General features: G+C 62.1%; 24 protein-coding genes and 1 pseudogene. 10 read left to right on the forward strand and 15 right to left on the reverse strand.

Annotated elements, in window-relative coordinates:
* The first annotated feature begins 1 nt into the window (after position 1).
* The 3 genes from ADN01_RS15740 (at position 2) to ADN01_RS15750 (ending at position 3,554) form a co-directional block, all read left to right on the forward strand.
* Positions 2-1,729, forward strand: a complete 1,728-nt coding sequence (locus tag ADN01_RS15740) for a glutamate mutase L (protein WP_062416834.1) — start codon at positions 2-4, stop codon at positions 1,727-1,729.
* Positions 1,730-1,798: 69 nt separating this feature from the next.
* Positions 1,799-2,851: a hypothetical protein gene (locus tag ADN01_RS15745; protein ID WP_062416835.1), complete on the forward strand. Its 1,053-nt coding sequence runs from the start codon at positions 1,799-1,801 to the stop codon at positions 2,849-2,851.
* 76 nt (positions 2,852-2,927) lie between these two features.
* Positions 2,928-3,554: an LPXTG cell wall anchor domain-containing protein gene (locus ADN01_RS15750; protein ID WP_062416836.1), complete on the forward strand. Its 627-nt coding sequence runs from the start codon at positions 2,928-2,930 to the stop codon at positions 3,552-3,554.
* A 167-nt stretch (positions 3,555-3,721) separates the two neighbouring features.
* Here ADN01_RS15750 and ADN01_RS15755 read toward each other — a convergent pair whose 3' ends face one another.
* The 3 genes from ADN01_RS15755 to ADN01_RS15765 are packed head-to-tail and all read right to left on the reverse strand — an operon-like array spanning position 3,722 to position 6,876.
* Positions 3,722-5,182, reverse strand: a complete 1,461-nt coding sequence (locus ADN01_RS15755) for a phosphoglucomutase/phosphomannomutase family protein (protein ID WP_062416837.1) — start codon at positions 5,180-5,182, stop codon at positions 3,722-3,724.
* Positions 5,183-5,218: 36 nt separating this feature from the next.
* Positions 5,219-6,406: an SH3 domain-containing protein gene (locus ADN01_RS15760; RefSeq protein ID WP_075071272.1), complete on the reverse strand. Its 1,188-nt coding sequence runs from the start codon at positions 6,404-6,406 to the stop codon at positions 5,219-5,221.
* Positions 6,403-6,876 (reverse strand): HAD family hydrolase, encoded by a 474-nt coding sequence (locus ADN01_RS15765; protein ID WP_062416838.1) that lies wholly within the window; start codon positions 6,874-6,876, stop codon positions 6,403-6,405. The genes ADN01_RS15760 and ADN01_RS15765 overlap by 4 nt, the downstream gene beginning before the upstream one ends.
* Before the next feature lie 249 nt (positions 6,877-7,125).
* On the opposite strand from ADN01_RS15765, the gene ADN01_RS15770 reads away from it, so the two are divergent.
* Positions 7,126-8,175: a hypothetical protein gene (locus tag ADN01_RS15770; protein WP_152974030.1), complete on the forward strand. Its 1,050-nt coding sequence runs from the start codon at positions 7,126-7,128 to the stop codon at positions 8,173-8,175.
* A gap of 83 nt (positions 8,176-8,258) precedes the next feature.
* Here the strand turns inward: ADN01_RS15770 and ADN01_RS15775 are convergent, their stop codons facing one another.
* Positions 8,259-8,906: a sugar transferase gene (locus tag ADN01_RS15775; protein WP_062416839.1), complete on the reverse strand. Its 648-nt coding sequence runs from the start codon at positions 8,904-8,906 to the stop codon at positions 8,259-8,261.
* A 139-nt stretch (positions 8,907-9,045) separates the two neighbouring features.
* On the opposite strand from ADN01_RS15775, the pseudogene ADN01_RS15780 reads away from it, so the two are divergent.
* Together ADN01_RS15780 and trpS are read left to right on the forward strand one after the other, a co-directional pair.
* Positions 9,046-9,246: pseudogene (locus tag ADN01_RS15780) on the forward strand (Rdx family protein); the annotation flags it as partial.
* Entirely contained in the window at positions 9,243-10,232 is a 990-nt protein-coding gene (gene trpS / locus ADN01_RS15785; RefSeq protein WP_062416841.1) for a tryptophan--tRNA ligase, read from the forward strand. The pseudogene ADN01_RS15780 and the gene trpS, both read left to right, overlap by 4 nt.
* Positions 10,233-10,331: 99 nt before the next feature.
* Here trpS and ADN01_RS15790 read toward each other — a convergent pair whose 3' ends face one another.
* The 10 genes from ADN01_RS15790 to ADN01_RS15835 form a co-directional block, all read right to left on the reverse strand.
* Positions 10,332-10,661, reverse strand: a complete 330-nt coding sequence (locus ADN01_RS15790) for a DUF952 domain-containing protein (protein WP_062416842.1) — start codon at positions 10,659-10,661, stop codon at positions 10,332-10,334.
* 22 nt (positions 10,662-10,683) lie between these two features.
* On the reverse strand, positions 10,684-11,007 hold the full coding sequence (locus ADN01_RS15795) for a DMT family transporter (RefSeq protein WP_062416843.1): 324 nt from the start codon (positions 11,005-11,007) through the stop codon (positions 10,684-10,686).
* A gap of 25 nt (positions 11,008-11,032) precedes the next feature.
* Entirely contained in the window at positions 11,033-11,761 is a 729-nt protein-coding gene (locus tag ADN01_RS15800; protein WP_062416844.1) for a CDP-alcohol phosphatidyltransferase family protein, read from the reverse strand.
* Between the two features lie 38 nt (positions 11,762-11,799).
* Positions 11,800-12,231, reverse strand: a complete 432-nt coding sequence (locus ADN01_RS15805) for a protease inhibitor I42 family protein (protein WP_062416845.1) — start codon at positions 12,229-12,231, stop codon at positions 11,800-11,802.
* A gap of 186 nt (positions 12,232-12,417) precedes the next feature.
* Positions 12,418-13,485, reverse strand: coding sequence for a selenide, water dikinase SelD (gene selD / locus ADN01_RS15810; RefSeq protein ID WP_082389744.1), 1,068 nt, complete (start codon positions 13,483-13,485; stop codon positions 12,418-12,420).
* Positions 13,486-13,557: 72 nt separating this feature from the next.
* The gene (locus ADN01_RS15815) at positions 13,558-14,616 is read right to left on the reverse strand and encodes an SPFH domain-containing protein (protein ID WP_236691030.1); all 1,059 of its coding nucleotides are present in this window, start codon (positions 14,614-14,616) and stop codon (positions 13,558-13,560) included.
* An 88-nt stretch (positions 14,617-14,704) separates the two neighbouring features.
* The gene (locus ADN01_RS15820; RefSeq protein WP_062416848.1) at positions 14,705-15,577 is read right to left on the reverse strand and encodes a metal ABC transporter permease; all 873 of its coding nucleotides are present in this window, start codon (positions 15,575-15,577) and stop codon (positions 14,705-14,707) included.
* Complete coding sequence (locus tag ADN01_RS15825) at positions 15,574-16,371, reverse strand: metal ABC transporter ATP-binding protein (RefSeq protein ID WP_062416849.1); 798 nt, start codon at positions 16,369-16,371, stop codon at positions 15,574-15,576. Before ADN01_RS15825 ends, ADN01_RS15820 begins: the two co-directional genes overlap by 4 nt.
* 22 nt (positions 16,372-16,393) lie before the next feature.
* Complete coding sequence (locus ADN01_RS15830; protein WP_062416850.1) at positions 16,394-17,383, reverse strand: metal ABC transporter substrate-binding protein; 990 nt, start codon at positions 17,381-17,383, stop codon at positions 16,394-16,396.
* Positions 17,384-17,420: 37 nt separating this feature from the next.
* The gene (locus ADN01_RS15835; RefSeq protein ID WP_062416851.1) at positions 17,421-17,867 is read right to left on the reverse strand and encodes a Fur family transcriptional regulator; all 447 of its coding nucleotides are present in this window, start codon (positions 17,865-17,867) and stop codon (positions 17,421-17,423) included.
* Positions 17,868-18,029: 162 nt separating this feature from the next.
* Here ADN01_RS15835 and ADN01_RS15840 point away from each other — a divergent pair, with 162 nt between their 5' ends.
* Both ADN01_RS15840 and ADN01_RS15845 read left to right on the forward strand, forming a co-directional pair.
* Positions 18,030-18,554 (forward strand): 2'-5' RNA ligase family protein, encoded by a 525-nt coding sequence (locus tag ADN01_RS15840; protein ID WP_062416852.1) that lies wholly within the window; start codon positions 18,030-18,032, stop codon positions 18,552-18,554.
* Positions 18,555-18,638: 84 nt separating this feature from the next.
* Positions 18,639-20,189 (forward strand): FGGY-family carbohydrate kinase, encoded by a 1,551-nt coding sequence (locus ADN01_RS15845; RefSeq protein WP_062416853.1) that lies wholly within the window; start codon positions 18,639-18,641, stop codon positions 20,187-20,189.
* 144 nt (positions 20,190-20,333) lie between these two features.
* Here the strand turns inward: ADN01_RS15845 and ADN01_RS15850 are convergent, their stop codons facing one another.
* A complete protein-coding gene (locus tag ADN01_RS15850) occupies positions 20,334-20,756 on the reverse strand; it encodes a GNAT family N-acetyltransferase (RefSeq protein ID WP_062416854.1) in 423 nt (140 codons plus the stop codon).
* A gap of 104 nt (positions 20,757-20,860) precedes the next feature.
* Between ADN01_RS15850 and ADN01_RS15855 the strand changes: the two genes are divergently transcribed.
* Together ADN01_RS15855 and ADN01_RS15860 are read left to right on the forward strand one after the other, a co-directional pair.
* A complete protein-coding gene (locus ADN01_RS15855; RefSeq protein WP_062416855.1) occupies positions 20,861-21,667 on the forward strand; it encodes a type IV toxin-antitoxin system AbiEi family antitoxin domain-containing protein in 807 nt (268 codons plus the stop codon).
* A gap of 54 nt (positions 21,668-21,721) precedes the next feature.
* Complete coding sequence (locus tag ADN01_RS15860; protein ID WP_160318450.1) at positions 21,722-22,519, forward strand: nucleotidyl transferase AbiEii/AbiGii toxin family protein; 798 nt, start codon at positions 21,722-21,724, stop codon at positions 22,517-22,519.
* Positions 22,520-22,870: the final 351 nt, after the last annotated feature.

Genomic DNA, 22,870 nt, shown 5'->3' on the forward strand with positions numbered 1-22,870 from the left:
CATGAGCCCTTCGATCATTGACGCTCAATCCATCCTGGCGGTTGAAATTGGCACGGTCACGACCCGCGCGATCTTGTTCGACGTGGTGGATGGGCAGTACCGTTTCATCGCCCAGGGCAGCGCACCCAGCACGGTCAACGCGCCCTTCCGCGAAGCCGGGGAAGGCATTCACCTGGCGGTCAACCGTCTGGAGGAAATCACCGGCCGCACCTTTTTAAACCTCAAGGGTGAGCTGATTCTGCCGGTGCAAAGCGACAGCAGCGGCGTGGACCGGCTGGTGCTCACCTACACTGCCGGGCCGGTGCTGCGTGTGGTGGTGGCGGGATTGCTGGCGGATGTTTCCCTGGAAAGCGCGCGCAACCTGGCGGCCACCCTGCCGGTGCAGGTGGTGGAAACGTTGGGCCTCAACGATACCCGCAGCCTGGATTTGCAGATGCAGGCCCTCATCGCGGCGGAACCGGATCTGGTGCTGCTGGCGGGCGGCAGTGAAAGCGGCGCCAGCCGCTCGGTGTTCAAGCTGGCCGAGCTGATCAGCCTGGCTTACCGCGTGCTGCCGCCGGACCGCCGCCCGCACGTGCTCTACGCGGGCAATCAGGCCCTGGCTAAGAAGATCAAAGAAGGTTTAGACCGCACGGTGCACACGCTGACCGCTCCGAATGTGCGCCCGTCGGTGGATATTGAAGATCTGGCCCCCGCCGAAAGCGCCCTCAGCGAAGCGGCGGCCAATATCCGCTACGCACAGATCGGCGGCCTGCAAAATTGGGCTTCCATCAGCAGCGCCCTGCCCCTGCCGGGTTCTTTGGCCTTTGGGCGCATGATCCGCTTCCTCAGCCACATTGGGGACGCGGTGAAGGGCGTGCTGGGCGTGCAGTTGGGCTCCGGCAGCACCACCCTGGCGATGGGCAAGGGCGGCAATCTGGCGCTGGAGGTCTTCCCCTACAGCAGCGGGCGCGGAGCCTCTTTGGTGCTGGAACACAGCGCCTTAGAAGACATCACCCAATGGCTGCCGATGCACATGCCGGATGTGGTGGCGCGGGACTATTTGATGCAGAAGACCCTCCACCCTCAGGTGATCCCCACCACCAACGAGACGCTGGCTCTGGAATTGGCGCTGACGCGTCAGGCCCTGCGGCTTTCCATGCAGCAGATGCTGGCCCGCCACCCGCTGTATAACCTGGCCTACGAACCCATTCTGGCGGGCGGGGCGGTGTTGACCCAGGCCCCCCAGCCAGCCCACGCCCTCTTGGCTCTCTTAGACGGCCTGCAGCCGGTAGGGGTGACCACCCTGTTCCTGGATCAAAACGAGCTGCTCACCAGCCTGGGGGCCGCCGCGCAGATCAATTCGCTGCTGCCCGTTCAGGTGATCGAATCGGGTGCGCTGCTCAACCTGGGCACGGTCATCTGCCCGGTGAGCGATGCCCGCTACGGCACGCCCATCCTGCGCGCCCGCCTGGAATATGAGCGCGGTGGCGAAAATGTGGTGGAGGTACGCCAGGGTTCTTTGGTGACTCTGCCCCTGCAAAATGGGCAGGTGGCCAATCTGCACCTTCAGCCCCTGCGCCGGGTGCAGATTGACCCGCGCGGCAAGCCGGGCCCGGCCAAATTCCAAATTGTGGGTGGGGCCTGCGGCGCGGTGATTGACGCGCGCGGCAGACCGCTGGTTCTGCCCAAAGATTCGGCCCGCCGCCGCGAGATGATCAAGAAATGGAGCCTGGCGTTCGGCATCTAGCCTGAGGCAGATCCGGCTGATGCACGGATTGGTACAAAGATTGCACCTTATCCTTTGGGATTAAACACTATGCAAGCACCTGTCACCCACATTTTGGCCCTCACCAACCTGCGCCGGGCGCGGCTGCTTCCGGCGGCAGGCAAAGTGTTGGTTAAGCAAGGTCAAAAGGTTTCACCCAACGATGTCATCGCGGAAACCGTGCTGCACCCGCGCCACATGGTGTTTGACGTGCGCCAAGCGCTGGGCATCACCCGCCCGGCACAGCTCAGCCAGGCCATCGAGCGCCGCGTGGGCGACAAGGTGGAGGTGGATGACGTGCTGGCGCGCTCCGGCGGCCTGTTTAAGCGCGTGCTGCGCGCGCCGGTGGCCGGGCAGGTTTCCATCATTTCCGGCGGGCGGATCGTGATGGAGGTGGACAGCCCCCTCTTCCAACTGCGCGCCGGGCTGGCGGGCATCATCACCGAGATCATCCCCGAGCGCGGCGCCATCCTGGAAGCCAGCGGGGCTTTGGTGCAAGGAACCTGGGGCAACGGGCGCACCGATTCCGGCGTGCTGCTTTCGCTGGCCGCCACCCCCGAAGATGTACTCACCCGCGAACGCCTGGATGTGAGCATGCGCGGCGCGGTGGTGGTGGCTGGGCACTGCGCCCAGGCAGATGCGATCCGCGCGGCCAACGAACTGCCGCTGCGCGGCTTGATCCTGGGCAGCGCCACGGCCGATTTACTCCCCGTCCTGCAAACCGCGCTCTTTCCCATCCTCTTAACGGAAGGTTTCGGCCGCATTCCTATGAATCTGGCCGCCCACCGCATTTTGACCACCAACGAGAAGCGCGACACCGCGGTCAACGCCACCGTGTGGAACGCTTTTACCGGTGAGCGCCCCGAAGTGCTCATCCCCTTGCCCGCGGCGGGCAGCGTGCCCGCCGAAAGCGTCACCCTGAAAGAGGGGCTGAACGTGCGTATTTTGGGGATGCAGCAAGCCGCGCGGGTGGGGATGATTGTGTCCCTGCCGGCGGAGCTGGTGCATTTGCCCAACGGCGTGCGCGCACGCGTGGCGCAGGTCAAATTAGAAAATGATGAGCAGTTAGCCGTGCCGCTATGCAATCTGGATGTGCTAGAATAATCTTGCACGGGCCTGCCGTGCCCTGGCAGTGCGCCGGGCGGGGCTGTCTGGCAACCTGAATTGGAGGAGGACAAGCATGAGCAACTTTGATGACAGCGTTTTTGAGGGTTTTGAAGAAGAGCCCCCCGAAGCCCCCAAAGATAGTAAGGGCGGCGGCGGCAATAACCGCACGTTCCTAATCGCCGTGGGCATCATCGCTGCGGTCACCGTTCTGGTGGTGATCGTGGGCGGCATCTTGTTGGTGGCGCTGCGTTCCGGCGGGTCGGGCACTGCCATGCAGCAGGCTGCGCAGATCAACGCGCAGAACACCGCCACTTCGATGGCAGCCACCAGTGTGGCGGCCACCGAGGCCTTCATGCGCATTCCCACCAATACCCCTCAGCCCACCGCCACGCCCGAACCGACCAAAACGCCGGTAGTGGTCTTCCCCACGGACACCCCGCAGCCCACCGAAGAACCTCCGCTGGCAGCCGCAGACGCGGCGGCGGTGGAATCCTCGGCGCGCACGCAGACGGTGGCGGCCTTGCTGACCCAGGCCGCGGCGGGCACCACCCCCACTGTCCCAGGCCCCACGCCCACCGCCCTGCCCAATACCGGTTTCATGGATGAAGTCGGCCTGCCGGGCATGCTGGGCCTGTCGGCGCTGCTGATTGTGGTCATCTTCCTGGCGCGCCGCCTGCGCTTCTCGGCCCACCAATCCTAAGACCCTCCCTTCTCAGGCTGCCCGGCTCCTGGCGCTGTGCCGCGCCGGCAGACGAAATATGTACCCTCGCTTGGGCGCCCGTCGCGGCGCCCAAGTTTTTTATTGGCCTGAACGGCAAAGAAAAAGCCCCGCCGCGGCGAGGCTTTCAGGAACATTGGAGGGATGGGTTAGGCCACGCTGTTGGCCACGGATTCGCCAAAGCCTAGCAAAGCCTTCACCATCGCCTGACTGCGCCCTTCGGCGTACACGCGCAGCACCGGTTCCGTCCCCGACGGGCGGATCAGCAGCCACGAGTCATCCTTCATCACGTATTTGACCCCATCCAGGGTGCTCACCTGGGCCACGCCCTCGCCGCCGATTTCGGCTGGGGCTTCGTCGCGCAGGCGCTGGGTGATGGCCGATTTCGATACCGGGTGGCGCAGGCGCAGGTCTTTGCGCTCGTAAAAGGCCGGGCCGACATCTTCCAGCAGGTCGTCCACCAGCTCGTTAAGAGGCACGCGCGCGGCGGCCACAATTTCGGCCAGCAGCAGGCCCATGATGGGGCCGTCGCCTTCGGGGATGTGCCCCTTGAAGGAAATGCCGCCCGATTCTTCGCCGCCGATGAGCACATCCTCGTTCATCATGTAATCGGCGATGTGATTGAAGCCCACCGGGGTTTCATACAAAGGCAGCCCATAGCGCGCCGCCAGCCGGTCCACCATGCGCGAGGTAGATACCGTGCGCACCACCGCGCCGCGCCAGCCGCGTTTCTCCACCAGATAGCGCAGCGACAGGGCGATGATCTTATGCGGATCCACGAAATTGCCGCGCCCATCCATCGCCCCAATGCGGTCGGCGTCACCGTCCGTGGCCAGGCCAAAATCGCCAAAACCGGAGCTGATGGCCCCTGCCAGGGGAGCCAGATAGCGGGCGATGGGCTCCGGGTGTACCCCGCCGAAACCGGGGTTCATCTCGCCGCGAATTTCATACACCTCGCAGCCCGTGCCTTGCAGCGCCCCGCGAATGACCCCGCGCCCCGACCCGTACATCGAATCGACCACCACACGCAGCTTGCCTTCGGCGATGACGTCAAAATTGATCAGTTGGCGCACGTGATCCAGATAAGACGGGATGGGGTTAAAGCGCTGAATGCGCTTCATTTGCAGGGCCTGATCGTAATCCATCAGGTTTGGCCCGCGGCTCTGAATTTCGTTGTCGTTCAGGTACACTTCCACTTGGCGGCACTGTTCTGGCGAGGCGGAGCTGCCGGTGGCGGCCTTCAGCTTGACGCCGTTGTAGCGCGGCGGGTTGTGCGAAGCGGTGATCATCACCCCACCCACCGCCTTTTGCTGGTAGACGGCATACGAAATGGCCGGGGTGGGCGCATCTGACTGGGCCAGCAGCACGTTAAAGCCGTTGGCCGCCAACACGCGGGCCACATCCGTGGCGTAGCGGTCGGAAAGAAAACGCGTATCGAACCCGACCACGATCTTGCGCGGGTCAAACCCATTGGTAGGTGGGTTTCCGTTGTGCCAGGTGGAAGAGGCGATGGCGTCGGCAATCGCCTGGGCGACCATACGCAGGTTATTAAAGGTGAACGTGTCTGAAATGACAGCACGCCAGCCGTCGGTGCCAAAATGGATTGGCATAGGGAATGATCTCCTCAGTCAAATAGAGTTAGCGGTCTACCAGCCAGGCATGGGCGTGGCGGTAGCCAGGAGAGAACGTAAAATCCACCCTTCCACCCCGTCTTCTGTGCGCACATACACCCACAGGCTGGTGCCCTTTTGCACCACCCGTTCGGTCACTTCCACCAGCATACCGTTGAGCAGGGTTTTTACCACCGGGGAAGTTTGATCCGGCTCAGCGCGGATCACAGCCCCATCCGAGCCGCGCGCGTTGATGCGGGCATACACAGGGGTGGGCACAGGGCTGAGGGTCAGCGTGGGCGTGCGCGAGGGCACCAGGGTGTTGGTGGGGGTCAGGGTGGGGGTTTCCGGCCCAGGGGTGAGGGTGAGGGTGGCTGTGGGGCTGGGACTGGGGGTGAGGGTATTTTCCAGCACCGGCGGGGAGGGCTGCGCGCTCAGACCGCCGCGCAGGGTGGCTCCGACCCCCAAAAGCACCACCACACCCGCGATTCCGGCCATCACCAGGGTGGTGCCCACGGTGTACCCAAACACGTTGCGGGGACGCATGCCGCGCAGCACCAGCAGCAGCATGCCCAGCAGGGCCGTCCAGGCCAGATGCACGGCGAAGACCATCAGCCCGCCCAGCGCTAGACCCATGTCGCCGCGGCCCAGGCCAAAGCCAGCCACGCCCAGCGGCAGGTACAGTTCGTAGGCCACAGCCGCGCTGGCCGGAAGCGAACGCTGCCGGGCGCTGCGCGCCAGCAGCAGGGTGGTGATGGTGATCCCCAGGGTTAACACGGCCAGATCCGGCCAGGTGAAGCCCGCGTGCAGGCGGGCCTGATCGAAGCTCAGCTGCGGGAAGAGGCGCGCAATCCAGCCCGCGGCCAGCCCCGCCCCCCAAACCAGCCCGCCGCCAATGCCGATGCCGCCCAGGCACTGCAGCAGAAACCGCACCGAACCGGCGGCGGTGGCCAGCCCCAGGCCCACAGCCGGCGTCAGGAAGGGCGCCAGCAGGGCCGCCAACACGTACAGGGCCGGGGCGTTGAGCAAAATGCCCAGGCCCAGGGCGACGCCCGCCAGGCCGGAGAACAGGAAGAAATCGGCTGAGGGAATCAGCGATTGGGCCAGTTCTTCCACCGCGGGGGGCGCGTCGGGGCCTAAGGTGCGGCGCTGACGGCGGCGGCGCGCGGGCGGCAGGGCGGAATCATCATCGCCGGGGAGGGGTTGGCTGGTGGGTAAGCTCATGTGCGCAGCGTAGCTACAATTCGCAAGGGTTTTTCCAGCAGTTCTAAGGCGCTCAAAATATCGGGCGCCACCAAATCGGCGGCCTGCAAGGTCTGGACGGCCAGCCCTTCACGGGAGAGTACCGCGATGCCCAAAGCCGCGCTGGACAGCATCAGGGCGTCGTTGGCTCCCTGGCCAACAGCCACCACATTGGCTGCCCCCAAACGGTGCACGAATCGTTCCTTTTGGGCGGCTTCGTCTTCACCGGGGATCAGGCGCTCGGCCCGCAGGTTGAGCTGCTCGTCAATGCGCTGCTGGCGGCCGTGCGTATCCGCGGTGATCATGTGGATGTTCAGGCGGTCGCGCAGAGTGCCCAGCGATTTGGCCACGCCGTCCAACAGCACGCCGTCCAGGGCCAGCGTTCCGTTCACGTCCAGCACCAGATGGTTCAAGCGCAGAATGCCCCGGCCGGGGATGTTCAGCTCAATCATGTGATTATTATACTTCCCCCCAGCCAAAAACGGCAGCCCAGCTTCTGAGTCGCCGTAGCCTCCAAGACGATTGCATCAAGCCAGTTTTTGAAGGGCTAATTCCCAATCTAATCGAATTTTGGGTGAGTTTGTGGGGCTTCGCCCCACAAACTCACCCAAAAACCATACCTATTGTGGGAAGGAATACCCAGGATGCGATTGCCCTGCCGCGGCCCCCGCCCCGGCCAAATTTCGGGTAAAATTCATGCCATGATGCGAACCCTGCCCCCCGCTGCCTCTTGGACGGTCCGGCTTGCCCTGACCGCCGTGCTTTGCCTGTCTGCCCTGGCTGCCTGCAGCCCGGCGCCCACCCCCACAGCCCCAGCCGCCACCGAAACCCCGGCGCAGCCCCCCACCCCCGAACCCACCGTGACCCCCACGCCCCTGCCGGCAAAGGCGGTCTTGATCACCGCGGGGGCCGATGCACAAACCGCCCAGCAAGCTGCGGAGATGCTCTCCGCCGCGGCGGCTTCGGCCGGACTGCTCAGCGAAACCCGCGAACAGGTACAGCCCGCCGAGATCGGCCCCGAATGGAAGGCGGTCATCTTTTTATCCGCCCCGCAGAACCTGGCCGAGCTGACCGCGGCGGCCCCGCAAACCCAGTTCCTGGCCGTCACCGGGCAGGACACCCAGGCGGCTGGCAACCTGAGCGTGGTGCGGGTGCGGCCCGAATTTCAGGCCTTTGTGGCTGGCTATCTGTCGGTCATCACGGCGGCCGATTGGCGTTCGGCGGCCCTGCTGCCCAACGACGGCCCGCTGGGCACACGCCTGGAAGAAGCCTATAAAAACGGCGGCGCCTATTTCTGCGGCATCTGCAATTCGGTCTACGGCCCCATCATGCGCTTCCCTGCGGCCATTTCACTGCCCTCCAGCAGCGATGCGGTCGCCTGGCAGGTGGCCGTGGATGAGCTGAATAAGAACTACATTTACCTGTATTACGTGTCGGCCGAAGCGGCGCGCGACGCGCGTATTCTGCCCTATCTGGCCTCGCAGAACATCATCCTCATCGGCGCGCAGACGCCCCCGGCCGAAGTCATGCCGCGCTGGGCGGCCACCCTGCAGTTTGATATCCTCACCCCCCTGCAAGAGGCCCTGCCTCAGGTGCTGGCAGGCCAGGGCGGGCAGGCCCTGAACGCCGGGCTGCGCCTGGTGGATACCCAATCAGGCCTCATCAGCCCCGCGCGCCTGGGGATGGCGGAAAAAGTGATCCAAGAGCTGAGCGAAGGCTGGATTGAGCCTTTCACCCCACCCTTGCAGTGAGCCAGAGTTACCTAAACAAAAACGGGTCCTCGCGTGGGGATCCGTTTTTTGATGCATGAGATGACCTGGGGTGAGGCTGCGCCTCAGGGGGCGGCGCTGGGGGGCGGCGGGCTGCCCATGAACTCTTCAGCGGTGGCCTGCCCCGGCGCGTTGATGCCCTCCCGCCGCAGCACCTTCCACACCGTCAGCGCCAGGATTTTTATATCCAGCCACAGCGACCAGTGATCCACATACCACACGTCCAGCTCAAATTTTTCTTCCCAGCTCAGGGCGTTGCGGCCGTTCACCTGCGCCCAGCCGGTGATGCCCGGCAGGCATTCGTGGCGGCGGGCCTGCTGGGGGGAATAGCGCGGCAGATACTGCACCAGCAAGGGGCGCGGCCCCACCAGGCTCATCTCGCCGCGCAGCACGTTGAACAGCTCCGGCAGCTCATCCAGGCTGAGCGAGCGCAGCCTGCGTCCCAAGGGCGATAGGCGCTGCGCATCCGGCAGGGGTTGGCCGTCGGGGCCGACCGCGCTGCGCATGGTGCGAAATTTCATCAGGGTGAAGATTTCTCCGCGCAGCCCGGGGCGCGGCTGGCGAAAGAGCACCGGCGGCCCGTGCTGAATGCGCAGCAGCAGGGCGATGCCTGCCAACAGGGGTGAAATCACCAGCAGACCCGGCAGGGTCAGCAGCAGGTCAAACAGGCGCTTGTGCGGCGGCACACCGCGGGGAAAGAGGCGCACGGGCATGGCACAATTGTAGCATGGTCTGCCTCGCGCGCTGCGCTCAGGTAGGGTAAAATAAAGAAAAGTTCGCCCTTCAGGAGAAGAACCCATGCTGTTGAAAATTTCAATCGAATACTGCACGGTTTGACACTACACCAGCCGCGCGACCAGTTTGGCCGCCAATTTGCTGAAAGAGTTTGAACCGGAGATTGAATCCATCACCCTGATTCCCTCCGATGGGGGGCGCTATGAAGTGCAGGTGAACGACCATCTGATCTATTCCAAGCTGTCCACCTTCCGCCACGCCGAACCGGGCGAGGTGGAAAAACTGGTGGAAACTTATTTGAAAGAAGGGAAGCGATGACCAAAAAGGGACGTGTTTTTTCCGGCGCCCGCCCCACCGGCCGCCAGCACCTGGGCAATTACCTGGGGGCCATGCGCAATTATGTGGCGCTGCAAGACGAATATGAATGTATTTACTGCATCGTGGATATCCACGCGCTGACCACGGTGGAAACCACCCAGGAACTGCGCGCCAACACCTACGACATGGCCCTGGATTGGCTGGCGGTGGGCATCCGCCCGGAAGAATCGATCATGTTCGTGCAGTCGCACGTTCCCCAGGTGACCGAGCTGCACACCATCCTCTCGATGGTCACGCCGCTGGGCAAGCTGACCGATTTACCCACCTTTAAAGAAAAGGTGCGCCAGAACCCCAACAACGTCAATTACGGCCTGGTGGGGTATCCCGTGCTGATGACCGCCGATATCGCCCTGTACCGCGCCGGGCTGGTGCCCGTGGGCGTGGATCAAGGCCCGCACATCGAATTTGCGCGCGAAACGGTGCGCTCCTTCAACTACCGCTTTAACACCAACGTGCTGATTGAGCCGCAGATGAAGGTCACCGAAGTGCCCAAGGTGCTGGGGATTGACGGTGTGCAGAAGATGAGCAAGAGCCTGGATAACCACATTGAGCTGGCCTCCACCCCCGAAGAAACCCAAAAGCGGGTGATGATGATGGTCACCGACCCCCAGCGCATGCGCCGCAGCGACCCTGGCAACCCGGATGTGTGCAACGTCTTCAGCCTGCACAAGATCTTTTCCTCTGCCGATGAGGTGGCCAATATCAACGTGGAATGCCGCCGCGCGGGGATCGGATGTGTGGACTGCAAGAAGCTGCTGGCCAAAAACCTCAACGCCCACCTGGAACCCTTCCGCGCACGGCGCGAGGCGCTCAACCAGAACCCCCAACAGGTGTGGGATGTTCTGCACGACGGTGCCAAGCGGGCGCGGGAACTCGCCGAAAGCACCATGCGCGACGTGCGCGCCGCGGTGGGTCTGGCGGAATGAGCTCTTTGCGCTAAATAGAAACAAACGATAGAAACAAACGCCGCTCGGTGGAAAATTCACCGAGCGGTCTTTTATGGATATATGGCGAGAAAGCGGCTCTTAAACAGAAAAGTGGAAGCGTCCCTCGGCGTCTGACTCCAAAGGCAAAACGCGCACCACCGCCGCGGTTTCCAGCGGCCCGTACAGGTGCGGGAAAAGCTCCTGCCCGCCAGAGGTATTCTCATACACCACTTTGGACTGCGTTTTTTGCTCGTCCACTTCCAACACGATTAAAACGCGCTGGCCTGCGAAATGCAGATTCGCCGAGCGCTCCACCTGTTCGGCCAGCGAACAGTGGATAAAGCCTTCGCTTGTCAGGCTGGCGGCCTGGTATTGACCGCTGCTTTGGGCGGCCTGCCAATCGGCTGGGGTGGTGATGTGATAAATCATGCGCTGGGGTCTCCTGAACGGTTCAACGTTGGCCGGTGATCAGGCGCAGCCCAACCACCCCGATCACAATCATGAGCAGAAAGAGGATTTTCCAGGGCGAGACCTGCTCTTTCAGCAGGGTGATGCCCACAACGCTGACGATGGCTGTGCCGACCCCCGACCAGATGGCGTACGCCACGCTGAGATCCAATACACGGATGGCCAAAGTGAGCGGGATGAAGCCCAACCCATAAAACACAAACATCAGAATGGTGGGCAGCATGCGGGTGAACCCCTGAGACAGTTTCATGCAGATCGTACCGGATACTTCTAATAAAATCGCCAGAAACAGGAGCGCCCAGGCCATAGATTGTCCTTGAAGTTTCACAGAGTTACTTTCCTAACAGAAAAATGGAGCGTCCTTCCTGCTTGAGGTACAGGTGCAGTGAGACGATGGCATACAGCAGCGGGAAGGCCAGAGAAGCCCACACCAGGCGGATATCCAAATTATTCCAGGTGGCCAAGATGGCCGCCAGGAACAGGCCGTACACCAGAGAAATCAGGTAGGCGGCTGCCCGCAGCGATTTGGTGCTGTAGCTGACGTACTTGATGGGCACGAAGATCATCAACGCAAAGAACAGCATGATCACGGCCGTCAGGGTGGGCGGCACGCGGAAGAGGAACAGGTAAAACACCAGCAGATTCCAGAAGTTGGGGAAGCCGGTGAAGAAACCGTCGGTGGTTTTGGCTACCTTTTGGGTAAAGCCGTAAGCGGCGCAGATGAGCACCAGCCCCAAAACCGCCACGCCCAGGTCCTCTACCATTCGAAACTGGTAGGCAAAAAACACCGGGATGAAGGCATACGTGATGTAATCGGTGATATCGTCCAGCTTGCGGCCGTCCAGGCCCGCCGCCCAGGTGGTCACACTCCAGCGGCGCGCAAAAACGCCGTCGGTGGCGTCAATGAACATGGCAACGCCCAACAGAAGAAAGGTATGCAGGGCATCCCCACGCGCCACGGCTGCGACGGCAAAGAGGGCCACAACCAGCCCCAGGCTGGTGTACAGATGCACCGCCCAGGCGCGCAGGGTGTAGAAGTGGTGTTGAGACAGTTTAAGCATACGTTTCTCCTGAAAAAACAAAAGGGGCTGGTGAAGGTTTAGGGCTGAACCACAATGTTAACTTCAAAGGTTTCCAGCGGGGGGGTGTCGGTCTCAAAGGAGCGGTGATAAATCATTTTTAACACGGTTTCCCCGGCAGCAGCGGCTTTAAAACGCCAGCGGAATACCCCGCTGGCCCCCAAAGCCTGACTGTCGCTGCGGTAGTCCATTTCACCTTCCGTCTGCAAAATGCGGGTGTCCAGGTCTTGCGGCTCCCAGGCATAACCCGTGGTCATATTACCGTTCAGGGCCACTTCCAGGAGGCCGCCGGTGTGCAGGGTGATGGTGCTGCCGGCATCCTCCGCCTGAATCTGCACCGTTTCCGGCGCAGCGGTGGCGGGTGGGGGCGCAGGTGCGGGCAGAACACTGCAGGCGCTCAGCCAAACGATCATGAAGGTCGCGATGAGCCAATTGCAAGTGCGTTTCATCATTCCCTCGGATCGGACAGGCTCCAAATCTCCGCGCGGCAGCCTGTCGCTGAACACAAGCCGCACGGAACATCCAACTGGTCGGCACCAAAAAGGCCGCCAACCCGCGGTGACCTGTTTCGATTATACATGATACTTCAGTCTTTGCATCGGGTGGAAATGGCTGTTAGCCGTTTGCAAAGCCTGTCCTCAGCGCACGGAAATGCCGGCGCCGGGGACCACCTCGCCAATTTCCCACAGGGGTTGGCTCACCTCCTGCGCGCGGCGCATCAGGTCGGGCAGGCGCTCGGCCTCCACTGCCATCAGCAGCCCGCCGCTAGTCTGCGGATCAAACAGCAGCATCATCTGGTTTTCACTGATCCCCTCGGCAAAGTCCACGCGCTCCTGAAAATACAGGCGGTTGTCGGCGGCCCCGCCGGGGAAGGTGTAAGCGGCGGCGTAGCGGGCCGCACAAGATACAAAGGGGATGCGTTCGTAGTCCAGTTGGAAGCGCACCCCGCTGGCCTCGGCCATCTCCAGGCCGTGGCCCAACAGGCTGTAGCCGGTGATGTCGGTGCCGGAGCGCACGTCAAACTCGCGCGCCAACGCACCGGCCTGCCGGTTCAGGCGCTGCATCCAGCTCACCACTTCAGCCACATCTTCGGGAGCAGCTTGCTGGCGTTTGAGGGCGGTGGTGGTGACCCCAAAACCCAGGGGCTTGCTCAGCACCAGCCGGTCGCCCACGCGGGCGCCGCGTTTGGTGATCAGGCGCTGCGGATGCACCATGCCCACCACCACCAGGCCAAATTTCGGCTCCTGATCCTGCACGGTGTGCCCGCCGGCAATCACCACCCCGGCTTCGCGGGCTTTTTCGGCGGCTCCGCGCAGAATTTCCGCGCCGATCTCCGGGGCCAGATGCGGGGGCAGGGCCGCCACGTTGAGCGCCAGGAAGGGCTGCCCGCCCATGGCGTACACGTCCGACAGGCTGTTGGCCGCGGCGATGGCCCCGTAGTCGTAGGCGTCGTCCACCACCGGCGTGAAGAAATCGGTGGTGATCACCAGGGCGCGCTCCGCATCCAACTGCCACACGGCAGCATCGTCCGGTGAATTCAGACCGACCAGCAGGTCGGGGTAATCCGCGGACTGAAACACGTCTTTCATGGGGCGCAGAACCTGCGCCAGCGCTTCCGCGCTTAATTTAGACGCTCAACCCGCGCAGGAAGACAGGCTGGTGAGGCGAATTTGTTTGCCGGAGGGGGCCAGGGTGGGGTTGCTCATGGGGGAACCTCAGTTTGTTCAGAGGGCGGGCTGATGCGCCCGCCCCCTGAGAATTTCACGTGACTGTACTGCTTACGGCTGGGTCGTTACCGCCGGGGCGGGGGTGGGGCCGATGGACGGCAGGGTGAAGATGAAGGGGCTGGCGTTTTCACCGCCCGGCAGCAGCATCACCTGCACATTGGGCGACAGTTTGGTGATGTACTGGTAGCTCAACAGGTTGGGGTTGGTCTTCAGGGCTTCGGCGATCAGCTTCAGCGCTTCGGCCTCGGCCTGGGCCTGAATGACGCGCGCCTTGGCGTCCGCCTCGGCAGCGATGATCACCGCCTGAGCCTCACCTTGCGCCCGCGTCACCGAGGCATCCGCCGCGCCTTTGGCCACTTCACGGGCCTGATCGGCTTCCTGGCGTTTTTGTTCCACCACAAACTTGGCCTGCTGCGACTGCTGCTCGGCGATCTGCTTCTGCTCCACCGAAGCGGCGTAATCGGACGAGAAAGCGATGTTGCGCAGCACGAAATCATCCATCACCAGGCCGTTATCGGCCAATTTCTTGCTCATCACCTCACGGATCTGGCTCACCAGATCGAAGCGTTTGCTGCTGACCACTTCTTCGACCCCATACTGCGAAACGGCGTCGCGGATGATGCCGCGCGCCTGGGCGCGCACCAGATCATCGGTGTAGCGGTCCTGCCAGGCGATGTGCACTTTCACCACATCCGCCGGGTTGATGGAGTAGATCACCGAGGCGTCGACGTAAATCTCCTGCCCGTCCGCGGTGCGGGCGGCGATGGAGTCATCCCCCTGGATAGCGCCTTCGGCCCCAGCGATGGACATGGTGTAAGTCTGTTTGTACACCGGGTAGCGCACCACCGACTCGGCAAAGGGGATGATCCAGTTCAAACCCGGCTGCAGGGCTTCGCTGCGCACGCCGCCGGGAGATACCACCGAAAGCACCACGCCGCGTTCCTGGGGGGTGATATAGACGATCCCAGCGCTGACGGTGCTGAACACGATGGCGATGATCAGCATGGCCATGATCCACACGCCAGAGCGCGGCAGCGGACGGTTGCGAGAGGCGCGCACCACAGCGAAGATGACGATGCCCACCACGGCAAACCATGCAACTGTGGCCATTCCTTGGAATAAGACTGCGATATTCATACCTGCTCTCCTTTAGGCGAAAAGACGATTGCCGAAATTATACCTTGAAGGGCGGTGCAAATCACGCATTTGCCGAAGGTGAAGCCGGGCGCGGCTGGCGGCGCTGCCAGGCCTGGGTGATCAACCCGCGGCGGGGCGCAAACAAAAAGGCCAGCAGGAAAACCAACGTGGCCACCAGCACAACCGCCGAGCCGGAAACGATGTTGGCATAATAGCTGATGTACAGCCCCGTCAGGCTGGAAAACGCGCCGATGAGAGCCGAGACCGCCATCATGGCCGGCAGACGGCGAGTCAGCAGGTAAGCCGCCGCGGCGGGGGTCACCAGCATGGCCGCAGCCAGCCCCACCCCCACGGTTTGAATGGACACCACCACCGTCCAGCCCAGCAGGATCAGCATCAGATTGCGCAGCAGGCCCACCCGCAGGCGCAGGGTGGCCGCCAGCACCGGGTCAAAAGATACCACCAGGAACTGGCGGTAAAAGACCACCACCACCAGCAGGGTCACCATCCCCAGGATACCCGTGATCCACAGATCGCTGCTGCTGACCCCCAGCACATTCCCAAAGAGGATGTGGCTGAGGTCCACGGCGTAGGTGCGGATGGTGCTGATGAGGGCCACCCCCAGGGCCAGGGCCGCCGCGAACAGGATGCCGATGGCAGTATCTTCCTTGATGCTGCCCTGACGTGAAAAGAAGCCGATGCCCAGAGCCACCACCAGCGCCGCCGCCAAAGCCCCCACCGTCAGGTTGCCGCCCAGCAGGTAGGCGATGGCGATGCCGGGCAGCACGGCGTGGGCCAGGGCGTCGCCCAGGAAAGCCATGGAGCGCAGCACCACATAGGAACCCACCACCGAACACAGCACCCCCACCATCAGCGCCGCCAGCAGGCCGCGCTGCATAAACGCATATTGAAGCGGATCCAGCAGCCAGTTCATAGGGCCTCACCTCCCCCCTCGGCGGGCGGGCAGCATTGATCCACCACCATGACACCGCCAATGTTCAAAACCTGCCCGCTGAAGGCTTCATGAATGTGTTCGGGGGTGAAGACCTCGGCGGGGGTGCCAAAGGCCAGCACGCGGCGGTTGAGCAGCAGAACCTGCTCAAAGCGGGTGGCGGCCATATTGAGATCGTGGGTGGAGACGATGACGGTCACGCCCTGATGGTGCAGATCCTCCAGCAGGTTCAGGGTGGCTTCCTGGGTGGCGGCGTCCACGCCGGTGAAGGGTTCATCCAGGAGCAGGATGTGCGGCTGCTGGGCCAAAGCCCGCGCCAGGAACACACGCTGCTGTTGGCCGCCGGACAGGTCGCCGATGGAGCGGCGGGCCAGATGGCCGATGCCCATCTTATCCAATCCCAACTGGCAGGCCTGCACGTCCTCTTTGCTGGGGCGGCGGAACCAGGGGATGCGCCCGTAACGCCCCATCATGACCACGTCCATCACCGTCACCGGAAAGCGCCAGTCCACTTCCTCGCGCTGGGGCACGTAGGCCACGCAGTACAGGGTCAGCCCGGCGGGCTGGCGGTGAATCAGTACACTACCCCCGCGGCGCGGCAAGAGCCCCACCAGGGCTTTGAACAGGGTGGATTTGCCCGCGCCGTTGGGCCCCACCACTGCCACCAAGCCCCCGGCGGGGACCGTAAAGGTGACGTCAGCCAGGGCGGTATGTCCGTTATAGCCCACCTGAAGGTTCTTCACCTCCAGGTGGGCGGGTTCTAAACTATGTTCCATCGTGACTCAATTTTACTCGTTTTTAGCGCAGAGCATCCAGGATCACCGCAATGTTGTGACGCATCATCGCCAAATACGAGGGAGCCTCGCCGTTGGCTTCGGTGATGGAGTGGGTGTAAAGATTTGTGACCACTTTAACACCAGCATCGGCGGCAATTTGCTCGGCCAGTTTGGGGTTGGCCCCCGTTTCCACGAAAATGGCCGGGGCGCCGCTGGTGCGGATGACGTCAATCAACGTGGAAAGTTGTTTGGCAGACGTTTCGGCGCTGCTGTTGGCGCTGGGGATGACCGCCCCCGCCACGGTGAAGCCGTAGCGGTCGGCGAAATAGCCGAAGCTCTCATGATTGGTCACCAGCACCCGCCGTTCGGGGGAGATGGTTTCCACCTGGGCGCGAATATCCGCGTCCAGCGCGCGCAGCGCTTCAATATAAGCGGCGGCGTTTTGGGCGTAGGTTTCTTTGCCCTGGGGGTCGGCCTGCGACAGGCCGTCGCGGATATTTTCCACATAGACGATCACGTTGAGCGGATCGAGCCAGAAATGCGGGTCGCCTTCGCCGTGGTCGTGCTCATGGGCTTCTTCACCCTCGTGCTCATGGGCTTCTTCGCCCTCGTGAACTTCCTCTTCCGTGTGTACTTCTTCAGACGGGTCAGGCGTTCGGCTGGTCAGCCCGGCGCTGGCCTCAATCACCGCGGCATTCCCGCCGGCATTGTTCAGAACCTCATCCAACCAACCCTCAAACCCGCCGCCGTTGACGATGAACACATCGCTTTCGGCGATGCGGGTCACATCCCACGGGGTGGGTTGAAAGGCGTGCGGGTCCATGCCCAGGGGCATGAGGGCCTCCACCGTCACGCGTTCCCCGGCCACCTGCTGGGCGATGTCGGCCAAAAAGGTCTCAGCGGCCATCACGCGCATCGCCCCATTTTCGGCCTGTGGGGCAGGGGCGGGCTGGCAGGCGGCCAGGCCAAAGAAGATCAAAAACATTCCAACGGTAATGATAACCTTTTTCATTTTTGCTCCAATAAAAAAAGAAATCCCCTCCCCAGGCTCAGTTTTCGCCGGGGTTTTTTTGACAGGCAGCGCACAGGCCGAAGAGCTGTAACCAGTGGTCTTGAATGTCAAAACCGCTGCCCTGCGCCACGCGTTCAAACAAAGGATGCAGGTCATCGCCCTCAAAATACACCGCCTGACCGCAGTGGGTGCAGATCAGCAGGTGTTGGTGGCCCTGGGTGGCGCGCAGCACCATATTGCAGCCGTTGGGCTGGTGAACGCGCTGCACCAGCCCCAGTTCTTCCAGCTTTTCCAGGGTGCGGTACACCGTCACCAGCCCCAGGCCGGGGTACTGTTTGCGCCCGCATTCGAAGATTTCCATCGGCTCCAGGGCGCGCTGTGACGCGAGGATGACTTCCACAATCGCGCGGCGCGCCGCGGTTTGGCGGTAGCCTTCGCGCTGGAGCAGGGTCATCCATTCATCGGCTCGGGTTGCGGTTTTCATAACGCTCCTTACTGAAATTGAAAACGTTTTTCAATTATAACTTAAGCAATAAATTTTGCAAGGGGATGTCTCAGGCGAAAAACCGATCCTTGCCCCCTTTCAAAGCTGTAAATCCGCAGCCCTCGCGGGGGCTTTATGGTATAACCATTCTAACGGTGCGGCATGTACGGAATCGTCTCCCTCCTCCCAGAACCCTATCAAAGCGAAGCCAGCCGCCGCATGCAGCGCGCGCTGGAATTCGGCGCTGAGCCTGCGCGCCTGCCCGCGCATGTGAGCTTTCACGTAGCCGCCAGCTATCCGATGGAAGAGACCCGCGCCGCCCTGCAGGAGATCGCCGCGCAAACCGCCCCGCTGACGGTGCACACCGGCGGCTGGGGGGTCTTCCCTGGGCCGCAGCCCGTGGTGTTCATCGCCTTGGCCAAAAATGAGGCCCTGGTGACCCTCCATCAGCGCATCTGGCAGCGCCTGGCCCCCTGGGTTCCAGACCCACACCCCCTGTACGCTTTGGACGCCTGGGTGCCGCACATCACCATCGCCTGCGAGGGGCTGACCCCCGCCAGCGCCAGCCGCATGCTGGCCTCCTTGGCCTTTGAGCCGCTGCAGTGGCATTTTGAGCTGCCCGACCTGACCGTGCTGTGCAATGACCCGCCGCCGGTGCGCCTGCGCGTGCCGCTGAATACGATATAATGGCTGCGGACGCGGCTTTGCCCCTGCCCGCGTGTCGAAAGAGAGCCCCCTTGACCCCAACCGCTGCCCCCCATTGGAGAACCTATGCCGCCTGAGAACCTGCTGGCCATTGACAACGGCACCCAAAGCGTGCGCGCGTTGTTATTTGATCCGCGCGGGAACCTCCTGGGCAAACAGCGCGTGATCATTGAGCCGTATTATTCCACCGCCCCCGGCCTGGCCGAACAGCGCCCCGGGGTGTTTTGGGAAGCGGTGTGCGCCGCCTGTCAGGGCCTGTGGCAGCAGCCCGGCCTGCGCCCTGAATCGGTGGCGGCGGTGTCGCTGACCACCCAGCGCTCCACGGTGATCAACGTGGACGCGGCGGGCGAACCGCTGCGCCCGGCGATCGTCTGGCTGGATCAGCGCCGCACCGAGGGACTGCCGCCGGTGAGCGGGTTGTGGGGGCTGGCGTTTTGGCTGGCGGGGGCCTCAGAGACGGTGGCCTATTTGCAGGCCGAAGCCGAAGTGAACTGGCTGCGCACCCACCAGCCGGAGATCTGGGCCAAAACCCACAAGTACCTGCTGCTTTCGGGCTACCTCACCTACCAACTCACCGGGCGCTTTGCCGATTCCATCGGCTGCACGGTGGCCTACATCCCCTTTGATTACAAATCACACACCTGGTCGAAGCCCTGGGATTGGAAATGGAAAGCTGTGCCGATTGACCCCGCGCTGCTGCCGGAGCTGGTGCCCATCGGCCAGACCATCGGCCCCATCACCCCCGCGGCGGCGGCGGCCACCGGCATCCCCGCCGGAACGCCCCTCATCGCCGCGGCCGCCGACAAGGCCTGCGAGGTGTTAGGCTCTGGCGGCCTGCACCCCCACATCGGCTGCCTGGGCTACGGCACCACCGCCACCATCAACACCACCCACCGCCGCTACGTCGAGGTCATTCCCCTCATCCCGCCCTATCCGGCGGCTGTGCCGGGGGCCTATAACCTGGAGATCCAGATCTTCCGCGGCTATTGGATGGTCTCGTGGTTTAAGCAGGAATTTGGCTTTCAGGAAATGTTGATGGCCGAAAAAAACGGCCTGGCCGCCGAGGACCTGCTGGAAGAGATGGTCGAAAGCGTGCCGCCCGGCTCGCAGGGGCTGATTTTGCAGCCGTATTGGACGCCGGGGCTGCGCTTTCCGGGGCCCGAGGCGCGCGGCGCCGTCATCGGCTTTGGGGATGTGCACACCCGCGCGCACCTGTACCGCGCCATCCTGGAAGGGGTGGCCTACGCCCTGCGCGAAGGGGCCGAGCGCACTCAGCGCCGCAGCGGGGTCACCATCACCGAACTGCGCGTGGCGGGCGGCGGCAGCCAGTCGCGGGCGGCCGTGCAGCTCACCGCCGACATCTTCGGCCTGCCCATCTCCCGTCCGCACATTTACGAAGCCTCCGGCCTGGGCGCGGCCATTGACGCCGCGGTGGGCAGCGGGATTCACCCCGATTTCGACACGGCCGTGGGCGAGATGACCCACCCCGGCGACACCTTTGAGCCCAACCCGCAGGCGCACGCCGTGTATGACGAGCTGTATAACGACATTTATCTGAAAATGTACAGCCGCCTGCACCCGCTGTATAAGGCCCTCAGCCGCCGCAGCGAATCTTGAGCGGCACACCGAGAAGGTTATACACGCGGTTGCCGGGGGTAGGCGATCTTTTTATAATGACCATGCGCTGAAAAATGAGCGCATTTACCGGTATCTGTTCTGTACGCTGGCGAGGTGATGAGCAAGCCCTCGCCAGCGTACCGTTTAAGCCGGGGCGGGCAGGTCTTTGCGCAGGAGGATCTCCAGCGGCTCACCGGGCAGCAGCAGCGCGCCGCAGTCCTGATAGCCCCATTTGCGGTAGAGGTGCTGGGCGTCTTCATTGGAAAGGGTCGAGGTGAGCACCTGGCGCGCGCCTTGCTCCTGCATCTGCGCTTCCCAGGCGGCAGCCAGCCGCGCGGCCGTCCCCTGGCGCCGGTAGGCTTCCAACACGTAGAGCAGGTTCATAAAAGGGATCTCATCCCAAAAATAACCCCAGCGCAGCCAGCCGATGATCTGGCCGTCCTGACGCGCCGTCAGAATTTCGCCCTGGGCAATTTTGTGCGCCAGCCTGTGCGGGGGAATGTGCCCGTCCAGGCGGGCCAGTGCTTCCAGATCCGCCGGAACAGCGGGGGTAATTTCAATCGTCATGCGGGCCTCCGTAGGTTAGGGGTAGCGGCGGGGTTGCAGGGTGTTGTATAATATTTTATGTAAAGATGTCATCACTTTTTGAAAGTTGTGTTCCATAAAATATCATGTCTCTGAGCAAGCAGGAAGCCGAATTTTTAACCACCTTTTCTGCGGCTGGCAAGCGGATTTTCACGTCCCAGCAGGCTGCGGAGTATTGGCGCTCGCGTACCGCGGCAACTAACAGCTTGAGCCGCCTGGTGCGCAAAGGATGGCTCCAGCGCCTGGAACGCGGCTTATACATGATCATTCCCCTGGAAGCTGGGCCTGAACGGCTTTGGGCAGAAAACGCCTTTGTTCTGGCGTCTAACCTGATCTCGCCAGGGGCGGCGGCTTATTGGTCTGCGCTGCGGTTTTGGAACATGACTGAGCAGCTTCCGCAGGTTCATTTTATCCAAACCACCAAACGAAAGAAAGCGGTTACGCTTCAGGGCGTCCAATTCCGGTTTATTACGGTTTCGGAGCCGCGCTATTTTGGAATTTGCACCCGAAGAGTGGATGATTTTCCCATCACGGTCACCGACCGGGAGAAAACCATCCTGGACGCCGCCAGCCGCCCGGAGCTGAGCGGCGGCATTCTGCAATTGGCACAGGCCATGCGCTCATCCGTTGATGCGCTGGATTGGGAAAAACTGAGCGGGTATTTAACCCAATGGGGCGGCGGGGTGGTGGCCAAGCGCTTGGGGTATCTTCTGGAAACGCTGCGCCTGCCCATTCCCGCGCGAGAAGCCACCCTTCAGCATTGGCAGAGCATGATCTCCAGCGGAATCAGCCCGCTGGAGCCCGGTTCCGGGCGCACCGGCGCGGTGGTGACGCGTTGGCAGCTTCAGATCAATATTCCATTCGAATCTCAGGAAATCCACTTGGGGGTGTAAATGATCCGTGAAGCCGAAATCCGCCGGGCGGCAGCCGCAGCGAAAGTTGACCCGATGGTCATTGATCTGGATTACAGCCTGGGGTGGTTCTTATTGGGTCTGCGCAAAACCAATGATTCATTTGGGGGGCTGGTGTTCAAAGGCGGCACCTGTTTACGAAAGTGCTATTTCCCCGACTATCGGTTTTCGGAGGATCTCGATTTCACCGCAGCCCGATATCTTTCACCAACGGAGTTGGAGCGCTGGATCGCGCAAAGCGGCGAATGGATCAGCGCTCACGACGGCCCTGATTTTGGTGTTCAGCCGGTGCGCTTTGAAGTCGTTGAGGATGAATACGGCAGCGAGAGCTATCAGGCGCGCGTGTACTATCGCGGCCCGCTGCGCTGGGGCGGTTCGCCGCGCACGGTCAAGTTGGATATCACCCGGGCTGAGCCTGTATCCTTGCCGCTCCAAGAACAGCCAATTCTTCATGCTTATTCCGACCAGGCGAGTTTTTCTTCATCTGTCTTGCCTTGTTATGGTTTAGAAGAGATCGCCGCCGAAAAAATTCGAGCCGTCGGGGGGCAGCGCCGGTTTGCCGTCTCCAGGGATATTTACGACCTGTACCACCTCATTTCGTTTGGGATCCAGATGGAACGGGTGCGGGAAATTTTACCGGTGAAACTGAACGCAAGAGGATTGGGGCTGCAAAGTATAGATATTCAGCGGCTGCAGCAGCGCCGCTTCGAATTTGAAAAAGATTGGGAGCGCCGACTCAATTATCTGGTTGTCCATCAAAACGTGCGTTTTGAAGACGCGTGGGATTGTGTTTTGAACCTTCTGAACGATATTTCTGGCTCCCCCGGCACATAAACCACCCTGCGCGCTTTACGCCGCTTTCCAGCGCCGCACCAGCGCCCAGGCGGCGGCCAGCAGTATCCAACGGACGGCGGGGCGTTTGTTCATGCGCGTGTACCCTGGGAGGCTTATAGAATGATCCGATTAAGAAGTGTGCTTTTTAAAATCGTCTCTTAATCTCTTAGCACTTCGATAAAGTAAAAACTACTTGCTATTGATAATACTTGTACCACTGGTTGGATAGTGCAACCTTTTTTCTGTAAATTCGAGTCAGAAATATCCATCGTTCTTTAACAATCGAATGACTTGCCAACGCAATAGTGCTTACCGATCTGCCACTCTTCTGAGATCTCCATCAGAAGGGCT

The organism is Levilinea saccharolytica, assembly GCF_001306035.1.
Classification (GTDB): Bacteria; Chloroflexota; Anaerolineae; order Anaerolineales; family Anaerolineaceae; genus Levilinea; species Levilinea saccharolytica.

Coding starts and splice junctions, on each gene's coding strand:
- ADN01_RS15740 (WP_062416834.1), top strand. CDS start 2: ATGAGCCCTTCGATCATTGACGCTCAATCCATCCTGGCGGTTGAAATT.
- ADN01_RS15745 (WP_062416835.1), top strand. CDS start 1,799: ATGCAAGCACCTGTCACCCACATTTTGGCCCTCACCAACCTGCGCCGG.
- ADN01_RS15750 (WP_062416836.1), top strand. CDS start 2,928: ATGAGCAACTTTGATGACAGCGTTTTTGAGGGTTTTGAAGAAGAGCCC.
- ADN01_RS15755 (WP_062416837.1), bottom strand. CDS start 5,182: ATGCCAATCCATTTTGGCACCGACGGCTGGCGTGCTGTCATTTCAGAC.
- ADN01_RS15760 (WP_075071272.1), bottom strand. CDS start 6,406: ATGAGCTTACCCACCAGCCAACCCCTCCCCGGCGATGATGATTCCGCC.
- ADN01_RS15765 (WP_062416838.1), bottom strand. CDS start 6,876: ATGATTGAGCTGAACATCCCCGGCCGGGGCATTCTGCGCTTGAACCAT.
- ADN01_RS15770 (WP_152974030.1), top strand. CDS start 7,126: ATGATGCGAACCCTGCCCCCCGCTGCCTCTTGGACGGTCCGGCTTGCC.
- ADN01_RS15775 (WP_062416839.1), bottom strand. CDS start 8,906: ATGCCCGTGCGCCTCTTTCCCCGCGGTGTGCCGCCGCACAAGCGCCTG.
- trpS (WP_062416841.1), top strand. CDS start 9,243: ATGACCAAAAAGGGACGTGTTTTTTCCGGCGCCCGCCCCACCGGCCGC.
- ADN01_RS15790 (WP_062416842.1), bottom strand. CDS start 10,661: ATGATTTATCACATCACCACCCCAGCCGATTGGCAGGCCGCCCAAAGC.
- ADN01_RS15795 (WP_062416843.1), bottom strand. CDS start 11,007: ATGGCCTGGGCGCTCCTGTTTCTGGCGATTTTATTAGAAGTATCCGGT.
- ADN01_RS15800 (WP_062416844.1), bottom strand. CDS start 11,761: ATGCTTAAACTGTCTCAACACCACTTCTACACCCTGCGCGCCTGGGCG.
- ADN01_RS15805 (WP_062416845.1), bottom strand. CDS start 12,231: ATGATGAAACGCACTTGCAATTGGCTCATCGCGACCTTCATGATCGTT.
- ADN01_RS15815 (WP_236691030.1), bottom strand. CDS start 14,616: ATGGCCACAGTTGCATGGTTTGCCGTGGTGGGCATCGTCATCTTCGCT.
- ADN01_RS15820 (WP_062416848.1), bottom strand. CDS start 15,577: ATGAACTGGCTGCTGGATCCGCTTCAATATGCGTTTATGCAGCGCGGC.
- ADN01_RS15825 (WP_062416849.1), bottom strand. CDS start 16,371: ATGGAACATAGTTTAGAACCCGCCCACCTGGAGGTGAAGAACCTTCAG.
- ADN01_RS15830 (WP_062416850.1), bottom strand. CDS start 17,383: ATGAAAAAGGTTATCATTACCGTTGGAATGTTTTTGATCTTCTTTGGC.
- ADN01_RS15835 (WP_062416851.1), bottom strand. CDS start 17,867: ATGAAAACCGCAACCCGAGCCGATGAATGGATGACCCTGCTCCAGCGC.
- ADN01_RS15840 (WP_062416852.1), top strand. CDS start 18,030: ATGTACGGAATCGTCTCCCTCCTCCCAGAACCCTATCAAAGCGAAGCC.
- ADN01_RS15845 (WP_062416853.1), top strand. CDS start 18,639: ATGCCGCCTGAGAACCTGCTGGCCATTGACAACGGCACCCAAAGCGTG.
- ADN01_RS15850 (WP_062416854.1), bottom strand. CDS start 20,756: ATGACGATTGAAATTACCCCCGCTGTTCCGGCGGATCTGGAAGCACTG.
- ADN01_RS15855 (WP_062416855.1), top strand. CDS start 20,861: ATGTCTCTGAGCAAGCAGGAAGCCGAATTTTTAACCACCTTTTCTGCG.
- ADN01_RS15860 (WP_160318450.1), top strand. CDS start 21,722: ATGGTCATTGATCTGGATTACAGCCTGGGGTGGTTCTTATTGGGTCTG.